Genomic DNA, 14,872 nt, shown 5'->3' with positions numbered 1-14,872 from the left:
GCGCCGAGGGAAACCTTGGCGCTTTTGTCGTTGTTTTGCGTTATTGCTAGCACGGTTTTCGGAATACCTGGATAAGTGGTGATACGACAAACGGGATTAACCCTGATTGAAGTGCTGATCGCGGTATTGTTGTTAGTGGTTGGTTTGCTTGGGGTATTTGCGCTGCACAGTTACGCCAAGCGCAGCAGTGGTGCGGCGGCAAACTACGCCGAAGCGCTGGTTGCCGCCGCTGATATGGCCGATCGAATCCGGCTAAATTCATCACAGCGTGACGGTTATCAGTCCCGTTCTTACGGTAGTGGGGTCTTGGTGGCGCCAACCATTAACTGCACCGGTGCCATCAGTCGTTGTTCGCCGGCCCAGTTAGCGGCCTGGGATCGCTACCAATGGGATCAACGCTTAAGCGGCAGCGCAGAACAGCTTGCTGGTCGCAATCTCGGCACCCCCACAGCCACCACCGGTTGTGTCTTTGTCGATGCGGATCGAGTCGATGTGGTCGTTGCTTGGCAGGGGCGGGTAGCCAGTGAAGATAGCGCTGCAGGCTATGGCAGCACCATTCAAAGCTGTGGCAGTAGCGGTACGAAACGACGACTGGCACTGGTCAGTACGGTGGTGGCGCTGTGAACCGGCAAGCAGGCGTTACTCTGGTCGAGTTGATGGTGGCGTTACTGATTGGCTTGCTAGTTGTTGCTGGCAGTTACAGTGTGTTTTCGATGTCTGCTCGCAGTGTTGGCAGCACCGGGCAACACAGCCAACTGCAACAAAGTGGCCGTATGGCACTACGAATATTGCAGCAGGATCTGGCTCAACAGGGGTTCTTCGCTGATCTAACTGGCACCGATTTAGTCAGTACTACGGTGGCGATCCCGCCGTTACCTGCTGCCGATGATTGCTTGGGTGGCGGCTTAAATAACGGCAGTTATCCAACCGCGATTGGCTATTTTCGTACTCTGTGGGCGGAACGAATTGTCGCAGCTTCCGTAATGGCGAGCTGTCGCAATCGGATCTGCTGCAGCTGAAGCGCCTTGATGGCATTAACGTGAAAGACCAGCCGTTGCAGCCGCATGAGGTATATCTGGGGCTTAGTCCAGATCGCAGCGAGTTCTTTGTCGGCAGTGATGGCCAGCCCGATTGGCTTGAGTCTGCGAATCATCTTCATCGGGTGTATCGCTACCATCATCGGGTCTATTTTGTTCGCCAAAGCCCCAGTGGTAATCCGGCGCTGTATATGTTGGCCCTTAATCGCGCCGGGATGCGACGGGCGCAGCAATTGGTCGAGGGCGTTGCCGCGATTGAATATCGATTTGGCATCGATCTGGATGATGACTCAGCCATTGATCAGTATCTCAGTGCGGATCAGATCAGTGCGGCGGTGTGGGATCGCAGCGCCGCCGCGCAGATTATTGCGGTGCAGATCCATTTGCTGCTCAGCAGCGTCAGCGAGGATCGTAGTGCCCCTGCACCAGCACGCTTCCTGATGCCCAGTGGTGATCGCACCTTTGCTAGCGACGGTCGTCGTCGTAATAAATTATCAACCACGGTGATGCTGCGTAATCCGATCTTTGGCTCTGGGGGGAGGAGATGAACTATCAGCAAGGGATCGCCCTACTCACCAGCGTGTTATTGCTATTGGTACTGACGGTCATCGCGGTAGCGCTGGCGGAGCGCAGTCGGTTATCGGTGCAGATGACGGCCGCCAGTATCGCCAGAGAGCAAGCCCAGCAACAAGCCGATTCGCTACAGCAGGCGCTGTTATCGGCGCAGCGTCAAAGTCCAGCGGGTAGCCTTTGGCTGGCGGATAACCCAGTGGTTCCCGCGAATCACCAACTGCGGTTACTGGTTGAGTCCGGTTGCCGCCGCCGGGTCAATGCGACCGCCGTTGGGGTAGTAAATTGTCGCCACAATGAACTGACCACCACGGTTCACTATGGCCGCAATCAGCGTGGCCAGTGGTCGGTTATCACCGGTATCGAGCAGCCGTTGCTACGTCGTTAAGGAGACCGTATGAACCTGTTTAGGCTGTCAAGCCGCTGGCTGTGGTCGTTAAGCGTTGGATTTTGCTCGGTCGTGGCGCTGGCTGATGATACCGAGATCTTTTTTGGTATTAGTGCGCAAAGTGCCATTAGGCCGCAGGTGCTGCTGATTTTGGATAACTCCGGTTCGATGACCACCGTCGAACCTGGAACCGACAAAACGCGGATGCGATTAGCCAAAGACACCTTGCAGCGACTGGTGCTCGCCAACCCCGAGGTGGATTTTGGTTTGGCCGTATTTAACTTCAATGAGGATCAGCAGGGGATCGCCGATGGCAACAAACGCGATAATGGCGGGCGGATTGTGCAGGGTATTGATGCCAATCGTGACGATCCGGCGGCACTACTTGGCACTATTGAAGCATTACCAGCAAAAGGTTGGACGCCGCTGTGTGAAACGCTATTTGAAAGTTATCGCTATTTTAGTGGTGGTGCGGTTTTTAACGACCGTTATCAACAAGACGACAGCAACAGTGGCAACGACCATAATTTGCCGCTGGCGGATCGTCGCATCGTCGATGCTGACGGGCGCTATCGGTCGCCGCTCACGCGCTGTCAGGCGCCGGCTTATGTGGTGCTGATCAGCGATGGTAACCCCACTAGAGACAGTCATTATAACCAGCAGATCATCACCGAATTTAGCGCCGCCGGTTTTGTACTTAAGCCATACAGCGACCAGTTGGTAAGCGAACAATATCTGCCGGTGGTGGCCGAGTTTCTGTTTCAACAGGATTTACAACCGCAATTGGCGGGGCAGCAGCGGGTGGTCACCCACACCATCGGCTTTGCCGAAGGTGCTGTCGAAGCCGCAGGGGTGCTAACTGAAACCGCCAACCGCGGCGGCGGCCGCTATCACGCTGCCGCTGACGTTAGTGCTCTGCAGCGGTCGCTACAGCAAATTGTCGCCGAGGTGCTAGCGGCCAATGGCGGTTTCACTTCGCCTGCGGTGGCGTTCAGTGCTGGCGACCGTACCAATACCGGCGAAGCATTGTATTACGGGGTGTTTGCCCCAAGTGACCGCCCGCGTTGGCATGGCAACCTTAAAAAATTAGTCGTTACGCCGCAAGGCACCGTAGTCGACCAACAAGGCAATCTCGCTATTGATGGCGATGGTGATATCGCCGCTGAGGCTTGCACTCTGTGGACTAGTTCCTTGGCATGCCAAGCGACCAGAACCGGTGGTGATGGCGCTCAGGTGAGTGTTGGCGGCGTTGCCGCGGCCTTACAAAACCAGCCGCAGCGGCGACTGCTGCAGTTAAATCATGATCAGATTGTGGCGTTAAGCGGTGTCAATATGCTTGGTCATTTCAACGGTGAGGCGAATCTGCGTCAACGCTTAGGGCTGACCGAAGGGCAGCCTCTGGACGATTACTGGCAGTGGTTGCAAGGCATTGATGTTGATGATGAAGATAGCGACGGCGATGTCAGCGAACGGCGCGCCAGTGTCTTTGGCGATCCGCTGCATTCTAAGCCACTGGCACTGCGCTTTGGGCACGCTCTCGGCGATGAAAGTGACGATGTGCGACTGTTGATTGGCACCAATCACGGCTATCTGCACATGTTCCAAGATCATGGCACCAGCGTTAGCGAGAGTTGGGCGCTCTATCTGCCGGAACTGCTTGGCAATGTACCCACCTTACGGCGCAATGCTGCTGGTGTTGGCCATAGTGTCTATGGTGTTGATGGGGTACCGGTCGCTTACCTGCGCGATAACGACGGCGACGGTCGAATTGGCGTTGATGACAGCGCTTGGCTGTTTTTTGGCTTACGGCGCGGTGGCAGCAGCTACTACGCCTTGGATATCTCGCAGCCCGATCAACCGCAGCTAATGTGGCAGATCGACTCAGAAATGGCTGGCTTTGCGCAGCTAGGCCAAAGTTGGTCGGAGCCACTGATCACCCGCTTGCCCGGTATTGCGCAACCAGTATTGCTGGTGGCGGCCGGTTACGATCCGAACAAAGATCAGCGGCAAGTTGGCAGTAATGATGTTCGTGGTCGGGCGGTGTTGGTGATCGATGCCGGCAGTGGTCAGTTGTTGCATCAATTCAGCAGCGAAGCGGGCGTTGATAACACCCTGATGGCCGTGGTTGATTCAATACCGGGCAACGTCAGTGCCCTTGATAGTGACTACGATGGCGTGAGTGATCGCTTGTATGTCGGTGACAGTGGCGGCCACATCTGGCGGATTGATATGCCCAGCGCCGATCGGCGCCAGTGGTCGGCAAATCTGTTTGCCGATTTAGGCGGCGAGACGATCACTGATGACCGTCGTTTTTTTGCCGAAGTGGCGGTCGCGCAAACGCAACTGACGCTGCCACAGTCTGCGACGCTTGCCGATGGTAGTCAGGTTGTGAGCCAACGACCACTGGCCTACGACGCAGTGGTGGTCGGTTCGGGTAATCGCGCTCACCCCAACGGCCAAGATACCGAGGATCATTTGTATGTGTTGCAAGACCGCCACATCGATACCCAGCACTGGCATGCGGGCAACCCCTTTCCGAAACCGCTGACCGTGGCAGATCTGCACAATGTAGCGACGACGTTGCCAGAGCAACTGCAACCGACTTTAGATTTACAGCGATTTAGTCAACAGCGAGGCTGGTATTACCCGCTCGCGGTTGGCGAGAAATCGCTGTCTGCGCCGGTGCTAATCAATGGCATCGCCTATTTCAGCACTTATCTGCCGCAGTCGGCGCAGGGCGATACCTGCGCGACGCTCGGTTATGGCAACTTGCATGGTTTGCAACTGCACTATGGTCAGCGGCAGTTGACACTGGCGTTAGGTCAACGTTTACCGGATTCGCCGCAGTGGCTAGTGCCACCAGCACCGCAACAAGTTTCAGAGTCTTGGCTGCCTGCACTAAGCTTGGTAGGCGTCGGTGCCGGTGAAAATCGCAGTGGTACCCTTGCTACCGGGCTGACCTTGGCGCCCCGTCAAATCTATTACCACTATGGAGGGAACTGACAGTGGTAAAAGGGAAAGGATTTACCCTTATTGAGGTGATGATTACCGTGGTGGTTATTGCCATCATCAGTGCGATTGCCTACCCGTCTTATCAACAGTATGTGGGCCGCGGCTACCGTGGCGAAGCGCACGCTCAGTTAAATCGGGTGGCCAATTTGCAAGAGCAATTTTTCTTAGATAATCGCAGCTTTACCAGCGACTTGACCGATTTGGGGTTGGCCACCAGCCCTTATGTTACCGACAGCGCTCGCTATCAAATCACGGCGGTGGTCAGTGGCAGCAGTTATACCTTAACCGCAGCAGCGCAGGGCAGTCAGGCGACCATCGATTCAGATTGCAGTGCGCTGGTGTTAACCATGGAAGGGACGAAAACCCCAACGGAGTGCTGGTAATGAAACCATTGTTGTTCGGACTTATTGGGGTTGCTGTCACCGTGCACGCCAACGATTACCCACAAGATCACAAATGCCATGTGCTGGATGACTTGGGTACGGCGCACATCCACTTTGTCTCGTTTAAACCCAGTTTGCGACTAACCGCGATTGACCAGTTGCCCGGTCAGTGGGTTTTGGATGGCTATGGAAAGCCGAAGGCTAAGATCGCCAAGGTTGAGCAGTGCGTCCGCACCCAATCGCAGTTTGCCAGTCGCGACGCTCAACTTTTGGATGAGAACACCCCACGCTAGCGTGCCTTGGCTGACTTAAGAGCAGCTGCCGCTTAAGCCCAAGTGGGTCAACATGCCGGAACTGGCCAGCCTTACGGTGCGACTGTAGCTGCTGGTTTGGCTGTTAGGGCAGTAATTAAAGTCACCGTTATTGATGCTGCTGCCATCGGCGTTGAAGCGGACAAAGTTGGCGTCGTAATTAAGAAAATCTTGGTCGCTGGCAAGGCGACGCAACTGGATCTGTTCATCGCCGCTGGTGAATGAGTTACTGCGATCGGCGTCGATAAAAATGGTGTAGCCCTGATCCCAATCGCCATCGCAGTCGCTGCCATCTAAATGACAGATGGTTACGGCGTTTTGGTAACTGGCCGCCAATTGCCGCGCCAGCATCAGATCTTGATAAAGCACATCGGCACCACTGCGACCGCGGCTGTCTTCGCTTATCCCCTCCATCGCCGGCACCGCGATAGCCAATAAGATCGCCGCCACCACCATGGTCACCAACATCTCGACTAAGGTCAGTCCTTGATTGTCATAGCGCATCCTTACGCTCCTGTGATTGCTTGATATTCCTGCGCCTCTTTGCGGCGTTTGCCCTTTGCCGTACACTTGCGAGGCTTAAAAAAGGATAGCTTGTGTAGGTATGACTAAGTCGTTGAAGATCGCGCTGGCGCAAAAGAATTATTTGGTGGGCGACATTGAAGGCAATGCCGCTGCCATCCGTAACGATATTGATCAAGCGGCCGCGATGGGCGCCGATTTGGTGATGTTCCCTGAACTGGCTCTGACCGGTTACCCGCCGGAGGATCTGTTGCTGCGGCCAGATCTGCTGCAGCGTTGTCAGCAACAACTGGCGTTGATCGCTGGCCATAACCCCGACATTGGGGTGCTTGTTGGCCACCCGCACCAGCAAGACGATAGCCTGTATAACAGCGCCAGTTTGCTGTTTGGTGGTGCCGTGGTTGCTTTGGCACATAAGCAGCAACTGCCGAATTACCGCGTCTTTGATGAACAGCGCTACTTTGCTAGCGGCAGCGAATCTTGCGTGGTCGAGTTTGCTGGCCACAAGCTTGGGATCTTGATCTGCGAAGATATTTGGCATGCCGAGCCGGTGGCCAAACTGCATCAGCAAGGGGCCGAGATCCTGCTGTCGCTGAACGCTTCGCCGTTTAACATGACCAAGCTTGATGAGCGCCTGAATGTCATTGAAGCTTGTGGCGCCGAAGCGCAGGTTCCGGTGGTTTATCTGAATCTGATTGGTGGCCAAGATGAGCTGATCTTTGATGGCCATTCGCTGGTGCTAAATAGCCATGGCCAGATCACCCATGAACTGCCGCAGTTTGCTGAAGCCTTAGCGCTGGTCGAATTCGTTGACGGCCAGCCGCAGGCGGGTGAGCGTCAACCGCTGCCAAGCTTGGATGCGCAGATCTACAACGCCTTGGTGTTGGCGGTACGCGATTACGTTGGCAAGAATCGCTTCAATGGCGCAGTGCTCGGGCTTTCCGGCGGCATTGATTCGGCGCTGACTCTGGCGATTGCCGCCGATGCCATTGGTGCCGAAAAGGTGCAAGCGGTGATGATGCCGTTTACCTACACCTCTGGCATGAGTCAGAACGACGCCGCCGAGCAAGCGCAGGCGATGGGCGTCGCTTACGATAATGTCTCTATCGAACCGATGTTCGATGCCTTTATTGGTCAGTTAACGCCAATGTTCGGCGGCAAAGGCAAAGACACCACTGAAGAGAATCTGCAAGCGCGTATTCGCGGTGTGTTGCTGATGGCGTTGTCGAACAAGTCCGGCAAGATTTTGCTGACCACCGGCAATAAGAGCGAACTGGCGGTCGGCTACTGTACTCTGTACGGTGATATGTGTGGTGGTTTTGCGGTGATTAAAGATTTGCCGAAGCAGTTGGTTTACCGCTTAGCACGCTACCGCAATACGATATCGCCGGTGATCCCAGAGCGGGTGATTACCCGCCCACCTTCAGCGGAGTTGGCACCGGATCAGATCGATCAGGACAGCTTACCGCCGTACGATCTGCTGGATGACATGCTGGAACGTTACGTCGAGCACGATCAGAGCGTGGCCGAGATCGTTGTGGCAGGACACGTCGAAGCGGATGTTCGGCGGGTGATCCGACTGGTAGACTTAAATGAATACAAACGGCGTCAGGCGGCCGTCGGGCCGCGAGTAACGCCACGAGCCTTTGGTAAGGATCGTCGTTATCCGATCACCTCCGGCTTTGGCAAACAGAACTGGTAACAGTAAAGGACCACAATGAAAAAGATCGAAGCGGTTATTAAACCATTCAAGCTCGACGACGTGCGTGAAGCGCTAGGGGAGATCGGTATCACCGGCATGACCGTTCAGGAGGTCAAAGGTTTTGGCCGCCAAAAAGGCCATACCGAACTGTACCGTGGTGCAGAATACATGGTCGACTTCTTGCCGAAAGTGAAGATTGAAGTGGTTATCGTTGATGACCTGCTGGAACAAGCCATTGAGGCAATCGTTGAGACCGCACGGACAGGCAAGATTGGCGATGGTAAGATCTTCGTCACAGATATCGAGCGGGTGATCCGCATTCGTACCGGCGAAGAGAACGACGAGGCGGTGTGATTCCGCCCATTTTCGATTCCAAGGCGCCCAGTGGCGCCTTTATTTTTTATGGTTTTTGTGGGGATAACCATGACTAACAACGCTCACGCGCTGTCGCTCAAGGCGGTGCGTAAGACCTACGCTGGCGGCACCGAAGCGCTGCGTGGCATTGATTTAACGGTCGCTCAGGGTGACTTCTTCGCGCTGCTGGGGCCCAATGGCGCTGGTAAGTCCACCACCATTGGCGTTATCAGCTCGTTGGTGAATAAGACCAGCGGCAGCGTTGAGGTGTTCGGTCACAACATCGACACCCATATTAATGACGCTAAGCGCTGCATCGGCTTAGTGCCGCAGGAGTTTAACTTCAACCAGTTTGAAACCGTGCAGCAGATAGTGGTTAACCAAGCTGGTCTGTATGGGGTGCCCTATGCCGAAGCCAAAGTGCGCGCTAAGACCTATCTGACTCAGTTGGATTTATGGGACAAACGTGATGCCCGAGCTCGTGAGCTGTCCGGCGGCATGAAGCGCCGCTTGATGATCGCCCGGGCGCTGATGCATCAGCCTAAGCTGTTGATCTTAGACGAACCAACCGCCGGGGTGGATATCGAAATTCGTCGTTCGATGTGGTCGTTTTTAAAAGAGATCAACCAGCAGGGGGTGACCATCATTTTGACCACCCACTATCTGGAAGAAGCCGAGATGCTGTGCCGCAACATCGGCATCATCGACAAGGGGCAACTAGTGGAATGCACCAGCATGAAAGCGTTGCTGGCGAAACTGGATATTGAAACCTTCCTATTGGATACCGCCAGTGATCCGGCGGCGGTGGTGTTGGACGGTTTTGATTATCGGGTTGAAGACAGCCACACCTTAGCGGTGGATGTGCCGAAAAGCCGCAGTCTTAATGAGGTGTTTAGCCAATTGAGTGCGCAGGGCATCAATGTGCTGTCGATGCGTAATAAGGCCAACCGCTTGGAGGAGTTGTTTGTGACCTTGGTTGAAAACGGACGGGGGGCCAACGCATGAACCATCCATACTGGATAGCGCTGCAATCGTTGGTGCGCAAAGAGGTGATCCGCTTTACCCGCATTTGGGTGCAAACTCTAGTGCCACCGGCAATCACCATGACCTTGTATTTTATGATCTTCGGTAACCTGATTGGCAGCCGCATCGGCCAGATGGAGGGCTTCAGTTACATGGAGTTCATCATGCCGGGACTGATTATGATGGCGGTGATCACCAACTCTTACGCCAACGTTGCCAGTTCATTCTTCAGCTCTAAGTTTCAGCGTAACGTCGAAGAGCTGTTAGTGGCGCCAGTACCGAATCTGTTGATCATTGGCGGTTACGTCGCTGGCGGCGTGGCTCGCGGTCTGTGCGTTGGGGTTATCGTGACGGCGGTGGCATTGTTGTTCGTTGATATTCAGATCCATAACCTGTGGGTGTTGGCGCTGACGGTATTGATGACGGCGATCATTTTCTCGTTGGGCGGTCTGATCAATGCGGTGTTTGCCAAGACCTTTGATGACATCACCATCATTCCGACTTTTGTGCTGACGCCGCTGACCTATCTGGGCGGGGTGTTCTACTCCATCAGCTTGTTGCCGGAGTTCTGGCAGGGCGTGTCGCAGCTTAACCCGGTGGTGTACACCATCAACGCCTTCCGCTACGGTTTCCTTGGGATCAGCGACGTTAGTCTTGGTGCTTCCTTTGCGTTGATGGCGGCCTTTATTGTGGCACTGACCGCGGTGGCATACCGCTTGATTGATAAAGGCGTCGGGCTACGCAGTTAATAAAGTAAGGACAATTAATGCACAACCGATCACGGACGATCGTCTCCAATCAGCCGGGGTTACACCATAATCTCGCTACCACCGTTGCCCGCCACCTTGGGCAGCGGTTCCTAGCGCCCATCTCTGAGCGCAGTCGCGAACTGTTTGCCGAGCTAAGCGATTGGCGTCAGGCCAATCCTAAACCGTTAGTGCTCGATTCCTGTTGTGGTGTCGGCGAATCCACGGCCAATCTCGCCAAACGTCATCCAGAGGCCATCGTGCTGGGGATCGATAAATCGGCGCTGCGTATCGATAAGCACAGCCATTACCACAATGGCGTTGATAATTATCGGGTCGTGCGTGGTGATCTGAATGATCTGTGGCGACTGATGGTCGATGCCAACTGGCGGCTAAGCCATCACTATCTACTCTATCCTAACCCGTGGCCGAAGGCGGCTCATCTGCAGCGGCGTTGGCATGGCGGGCCGCTGTTCCCGTCACTGTTAGCGTTAGGTGGCCAGTTGCAACTGCGATCCAACTGGCTTATCTACCTGCAAGAGTTTCAACAGGCACTCGCTGTGGCCGGCCATCAGGGGCAACTTGCTGCTCTTGAGGTGGTTGAGCCATTGACCCCGTTCGAGCGCAAATATCGAGATTCCGGCCAGTCGCTGTATCAACTGCAAGCTAATTTGTCCTAACAAACCACAAACCACAAACCACAAACCACAAACCACAAACCACAAACCACAAACCACAAACCACAAAGCCCTGCGCGAGCAGGGCTTTGTGTAACGTCAATTCAGGCTGGCCTAATCCGCTGTCGAGGTATCCTCGCCGCCCAGGTTCTGCTCTAGCAGATCAACCAATTGTTGGCCAACAGCGCCATCGCGCCAAGATTGTTCGGTGCCGTGCTGTGGTTGGCTGTCGTTCTGTTGTTCCATGGTAATACCTCTGCGTGACCGTTGAACCGAATCAGATAAATAGCATTGCCGGCGCAGCGGCGCTATCACTAAACGTGCTGGTCTAGACCAAAGTCTAATGACTGCAAGCCAGCTTTGAATCCCAACCGAAACGCTGAATTGCATTGTGGTCATTACGACGCGGTTTGCCGGAAAATTGAAAGTTATTACTCATTGTGCGACAAAGTGTCTTGGTGGTAGTGGCGTTTCTGGGTGTTTAAGGGTGATATTTGGGGTGTTTGTGGCTGTTTTTAGCAAAATTGAAAATGTCGGCCAAATCAACTTTTGACAAATTGTCCGCGTGAAAATGAAAAAATTAGCGCTAACGCACAGTCACTTATTCGCTTGCTGATTAAAGTAGCCGCAATTGCGAACAAAAACTTACACCTAGGGGATATTGACAATGGCAGCCATGGAATTGGGTTCATCGATGAGTTGGGGCTCTCCAAACCAAGCTCGTTTTCGTCAGCGCGATCATATGTTGGTGTGCTTTGCCGAAGACCTGTTAAAAGAGCAAGGTCTGGTTTCATTCCGCTTCTCTGAACTGGCACCAGAGGCCCGTTGCAGTGCTGGAACCCTGTACAAGCACTTTTCTTGTAAAGAAGATCTGTTGATTGCGATCTTTGCTCGGCACATGGAGCACATTGTTGAACGTCAGCCATACCTGATGAGTTGTGAGTTGAGCTACGCCGAGCGTTGGGTGGCGATGCATCTGTTCGCGGTGTTGGCGAGTCAGCAAGCGAGTTGGACCCTAGGCTTAAATGGCCTTGGCGTTGCGCCAAAAGTGTTGGAGCAAGCCAGCGAATATCGAATTCAGCAACTGCAGATGCGTATCGATCAGTTCTACAGCACCATTTTGCGAGTGGTGGAAAGTGCCCGTATCCAAGGGGAATTGAACGCCAGCGACAGCCAAGTCAATATGGTTCATAGCATGCTGACCTACCTAGAGCGCGGTGCTTGTGGTTCGCGCGACAATCCATTGATGGTGACCGCAATCACCAATTTGGATCCTCGCCAACTGTTTGATGCGTTTGCGGTATTCATTAATTCGCTGGAATGGACTGCGCCGCTGCGTGCCGACTCCTTTACCCGAGTGATGGCGGAAGTTGAGCACCAGTTGGCCGAGTGTGAACGCGAGCGTGAGGAAGAGCGCAAGGTGCTAAACGCGATGCGTGCGGCATCGTAATCGACACCACAGCCGTTAAACGACAACAGCCACCCTTACGGTGGCTGTTGTCGTTCATCGCTTAAAAAGTTAGGCAGCTTTGCGACGGCTACGGCCGAGGGAGATAATGAACTCAGGGCGTGCAGCCAACAGTTGGTTGCGCTGCGCTTCGGTCATGGTGCCCTCTGGGATCCGCAAGATCTGCCGATTCAATAATGGCTTGGCATAATCGCTGATCCGCATTTGGGCAACGCGCCCCTCGATGGCGTAGTGCTCGCTGTCACCAATCTGTTCGATGACGCCGTAATGCAGCAGTTCATTGACGGCGATGTTAGCCAACGGCATTCGTACTAGGCTGTTGGCTTGCAGGAAAAACTCACGTAATACCGCTCGTTCCTGATTATCCAATAGGCCAATTTTGCGTTCTAACTGTGCCAATTGATGTCGTTGTTGGCGTTTGTCGCTGTGACGCCGAAACTGCCAATGCAGCACTTCGGCTAGCAGATAGCTGCCACTGGCCAGTGCGGTTAACCCGATCCAAAAGCCGTGGTTGCTGGCCCACTGTTGCAGGAGCAGCGATTGCAGCATCGACATCGGTAGCAACAGCAACGTGAGAGCGGTGAGCAGCAGCCAAAGCGCAACCAAGGTTAGCCATTGTCGATTGGCCAGTGGTGTGGCCAAATGTTGTTGTAGGTTCATAGGTCAACTCATTGACGATGATGACAATGACACGCCACTAGCAAAAGCTATGCCAGTGGCGTATTGGTGGTTATTTTCGGCGTCGCGGGGCAGGAATGTAGGCGTCAAGGTTAAAGCCGCTATGATCGACGAAGGCTTGGCTTGGGCCGTGTTCTTTTTCGGTCAACTGTCGCTCTTGACCGACCACAAGTAGTACTCGTGGGAACAGTTGCTTCAACACTTTGATGTCGATCTGATTGTAGAACTCATCAAGCTTTTGCTGCTGTTCATCGATGGCGTGGCTGTTATCGCTAAACTGTTGTTTATATTCTTCTACTAGCGTTTTTAAGCGCTCGATCTCCGCCTGTTCGGCGCCCTCTCGAAGCTTCTGTTTCTGCTGCGCTTGGGTGGCGATAATCTGTTTGGAAAACTCGGTCCGCTGCTGTAGCAGTTGATCCAGCTTGCTTTTGACTTTGCTGTAGTCGGTACCGACCTTGACGGTGGTTTCCGCCCCTGCCTTAGTGCCAAGTTCAACGCAGGTGCAGCCGAGCCGCGCTTCAACCACCCCGCCGTAAAGGCCACCTTGCATCCGTCCCGGTTCACCGACGTGCACCGTGCCGTCACTGCGAAGTTGGCTGTGGCTGCACTGCAACTGCACTTCGATATTGCCAAAGCATTGCAACTGACAAAACTGCGCGCGTTTGACTTTGATGTCACCACCGGCGGCAAGCTGACAATTGAGACTGCCATCGTCCCGCTGGCGACCGATCACCCCTTGGTGCACCTCGATGTTGCCGCCAGCCTGTAAGCTGGCACCCTCAACGATACCGCGAACCACAATGTTGCCACTGGCGATGACTTTCATGCCTTCGTCGACGTTGCCGGTGATTTCGACCGAGCCATTGAAGTTGATGTGGCCACTGCGAATGTCGACCTGTGCCAGTTGCAGTTGCTCTTCGACCGCCATGCCGTTGGCCACGGCGATCGGCATGCCGGCACAGGTAGCCAGCAACAGGTCGGGATCTTGGTCACTGATGATGGTGCCGGAGCCTGCGACTAATGGCACCGGATGGCCAACATGTGCCGCAAGAGGCCGGCCAAGCAGATCATAACCATCCGCACCTGTGGTTGGTGGATGGCGACGCATCAGTGGTTGGCCGCGCTCAATGCCGTAGTTGCTGCCCAGATCGCGCATATCAACGCGGTTAACATCGCGCGCCTGTGGGGTCAGATGGCGTTCACTGGCAAGGGTAACTAATTTTTCTAAATAGCCATCTTGGCCGTGTTGTGGCGGTTTACCACTGGCGATCACTTGTTGATAAGTGCTGCCAGGATTGCCCTGTTTGTGCCGTTCAAATAAGCCGATGATGGCACTGCGGCTAAGACCGCGTTCAATCTTTTTCTGCTTTAACAGCAACAGCAGATCATTGATGCTGGCAGCCTGGCCACCGCAGGGCAGGGTCAGACTGGCGGTAAGCTCCATATAATCTGGGCTTAGTTCCAGTTGCCAGTAACCGTCAACGGCTTTGGCGATCTCTATGGTAACGGCACTGGTGCTTTGATTTAAGCGATCGAGTCCCGCTTGCCATTCGCGCGGTTGCGGTTGCAAAACGTTAAAACGGCTGTGCTGAAATACGCGCTCGATATCGGCACTGCTTGGGTGCGGTTGCTGGTTGGGGTGTAGCGTCAAAGTAAGGTGGCGCAATGAGGGATCCCACTGCAGCATATCGGCGGCGAGCATAGACAAAAGCAAAACAGATCAATGTGTTGTCCATGTTGTGTGAAGCGTTATGGGAAGTACAGTTACGACGTGGTCGAATGTCAGCCAGGTCACAGAAATGTTTCAGAGTTAAGTACAATCTGAATGAATTCTGAACTGTTGAGGTAGGGGAGGGAAATTGAGGCAATGAGCCAAAAACAGAAAACCCCTCGAGTCTTTCGACTCAAGGGGTCTAAATCTGGTGCAGATGGGGAGACTTGAACTCCCACGTCCTTTCGAACACTAGCACCTGAAGCTAGCGCGTCTACCAATTCCGCCAC

At 54.3% G+C, this 14,872-nt stretch carries 17 protein-coding genes; 13 read left to right on the top strand and 4 right to left on the bottom strand.

Features of this window, described 5'->3' with window-relative positions:
• Window positions 1–78: 78 nt before the first annotated feature.
• The 7 genes from pilV to G506_RS0117320 are packed head-to-tail and all read left to right on the top strand — an operon-like array spanning window position 79 to window position 5,683.
• Window positions 79–624 carry a type IV pilus modification protein PilV gene (gene pilV / locus G506_RS0117350; protein ID WP_169628125.1) on the top strand — a complete coding sequence of 182 codons (546 nt, stop codon included), beginning with the start codon at window positions 79–81 and terminating at the stop codon, window positions 622–624.
• Entirely contained in the window at window positions 621–1,019 is a 399-nt protein-coding gene (locus G506_RS0117345; RefSeq protein WP_028117974.1) for a PilW family protein, read from the top strand. Before pilV ends, G506_RS0117345 begins: the two co-directional genes overlap by 4 nt.
• Window positions 953–1,585 (top strand): PilW family protein, encoded by a 633-nt coding sequence (locus G506_RS0117340; protein WP_169628124.1) that lies wholly within the window; start codon window positions 953–955, stop codon window positions 1,583–1,585. The genes G506_RS0117345 and G506_RS0117340 overlap by 67 nt, the downstream gene beginning before the upstream one ends.
• Window positions 1,582–1,995, top strand: a complete 414-nt coding sequence (locus G506_RS0117335) for a hypothetical protein (protein WP_028117972.1) — start codon at window positions 1,582–1,584, stop codon at window positions 1,993–1,995. The genes G506_RS0117340 and G506_RS0117335 overlap by 4 nt, the downstream gene beginning before the upstream one ends.
• A 9-nt stretch (window positions 1,996–2,004) precedes the next feature.
• Window positions 2,005–4,998, top strand: coding sequence for a PilC/PilY family type IV pilus protein (locus tag G506_RS20105; RefSeq protein ID WP_051202234.1), 2,994 nt, complete (start codon window positions 2,005–2,007; stop codon window positions 4,996–4,998).
• 2 nt (window positions 4,999–5,000) lie between these two features.
• Window positions 5,001–5,390: a type IV pilin protein gene (locus G506_RS0117325; protein ID WP_028117971.1), complete on the top strand. Its 390-nt coding sequence runs from the start codon at window positions 5,001–5,003 to the stop codon at window positions 5,388–5,390.
• Window positions 5,390–5,683, top strand: a complete 294-nt coding sequence (locus G506_RS0117320) for a TapY2 family type IVa secretion system protein (protein WP_028117970.1) — start codon at window positions 5,390–5,392, stop codon at window positions 5,681–5,683. The genes G506_RS0117325 and G506_RS0117320 overlap by 1 nt, the downstream gene beginning before the upstream one ends.
• A 15-nt stretch (window positions 5,684–5,698) precedes the next feature.
• Here the strand turns inward: G506_RS0117320 and G506_RS0117315 are convergent, their stop codons facing one another.
• Window positions 5,699–6,205 carry a GspH/FimT family pseudopilin gene (locus G506_RS0117315; RefSeq protein WP_028117969.1) on the bottom strand — a complete coding sequence of 169 codons (507 nt, stop codon included), beginning with the start codon at window positions 6,203–6,205 and terminating at the stop codon, window positions 5,699–5,701.
• A 100-nt stretch (window positions 6,206–6,305) separates the two neighbouring features.
• Here G506_RS0117315 and G506_RS0117310 point away from each other — a divergent pair, with 100 nt between their 5' ends.
• The 5 genes from G506_RS0117310 to trmB all read left to right on the top strand — a co-directional run bounded on the left by G506_RS0117310 (window position 6,306) and on the right by trmB (window position 10,728).
• On the top strand, window positions 6,306–7,925 hold the full coding sequence (locus G506_RS0117310) for an NAD+ synthase (protein WP_028117968.1): 1,620 nt from the start codon (window positions 6,306–6,308) through the stop codon (window positions 7,923–7,925).
• A 15-nt stretch (window positions 7,926–7,940) separates the two neighbouring features.
• Window positions 7,941–8,279 (top strand): nitrogen regulatory protein P-II, encoded by a 339-nt coding sequence (glnB, locus tag G506_RS0117305; protein WP_028117967.1) that lies wholly within the window; start codon window positions 7,941–7,943, stop codon window positions 8,277–8,279.
• Window positions 8,280–8,348: 69 nt separating this feature from the next.
• Window positions 8,349–9,284, top strand: coding sequence for an ABC transporter ATP-binding protein (locus G506_RS0117300; RefSeq protein ID WP_028117966.1), 936 nt, complete (start codon window positions 8,349–8,351; stop codon window positions 9,282–9,284).
• Window positions 9,281–10,051 carry an ABC transporter permease gene (locus G506_RS0117295; RefSeq protein ID WP_028117965.1) on the top strand — a complete coding sequence of 257 codons (771 nt, stop codon included), beginning with the start codon at window positions 9,281–9,283 and terminating at the stop codon, window positions 10,049–10,051. Before G506_RS0117300 ends, G506_RS0117295 begins: the two co-directional genes overlap by 4 nt.
• A gap of 17 nt (window positions 10,052–10,068) precedes the next feature.
• Window positions 10,069–10,728, top strand: coding sequence for a tRNA (guanine(46)-N(7))-methyltransferase TrmB (gene trmB / locus G506_RS0117290; protein WP_028117964.1), 660 nt, complete (start codon window positions 10,069–10,071; stop codon window positions 10,726–10,728).
• Window positions 10,729–10,839: 111 nt separating this feature from the next.
• Here the strand turns inward: trmB and G506_RS21270 are convergent, their stop codons facing one another.
• A complete protein-coding gene (locus tag G506_RS21270) occupies window positions 10,840–10,971 on the bottom strand; it encodes a hypothetical protein (RefSeq protein ID WP_276197982.1) in 132 nt (43 codons plus the stop codon).
• 421 nt (window positions 10,972–11,392) lie between these two features.
• Between G506_RS21270 and G506_RS0117280 the strand changes: the two genes are divergently transcribed.
• Window positions 11,393–12,175, top strand: a complete 783-nt coding sequence (locus tag G506_RS0117280) for a TetR/AcrR family transcriptional regulator (RefSeq protein WP_028117963.1) — start codon at window positions 11,393–11,395, stop codon at window positions 12,173–12,175.
• Window positions 12,176–12,244: 69 nt separating this feature from the next.
• On the opposite strand, the gene G506_RS0117275 is transcribed toward G506_RS0117280, so the two are convergent.
• Both G506_RS0117275 and G506_RS20565 read right to left on the bottom strand, forming a co-directional pair.
• The gene (locus G506_RS0117275; RefSeq protein ID WP_028117962.1) at window positions 12,245–12,853 is read right to left on the bottom strand and encodes a superinfection exclusion B family protein; all 609 of its coding nucleotides are present in this window, start codon (window positions 12,851–12,853) and stop codon (window positions 12,245–12,247) included.
• 70 nt (window positions 12,854–12,923) lie between these two features.
• Window positions 12,924–14,585, bottom strand: a complete 1,662-nt coding sequence (locus G506_RS20565) for a FapA family protein (protein ID WP_156904939.1) — start codon at window positions 14,583–14,585, stop codon at window positions 12,924–12,926.
• Between the last annotated feature and the right edge of the window lie 287 nt (window positions 14,586–14,872).

The organism is Ferrimonas senticii DSM 18821 (assembly GCF_000422665.1).
Lineage (GTDB): Bacteria > Pseudomonadota > Gammaproteobacteria > Enterobacterales > Shewanellaceae > Ferrimonas > Ferrimonas senticii.
The sequence above is the reverse complement of the archived record's forward strand: the minus strand, read 5'-3'. Positions and strand labels throughout refer to the sequence as shown.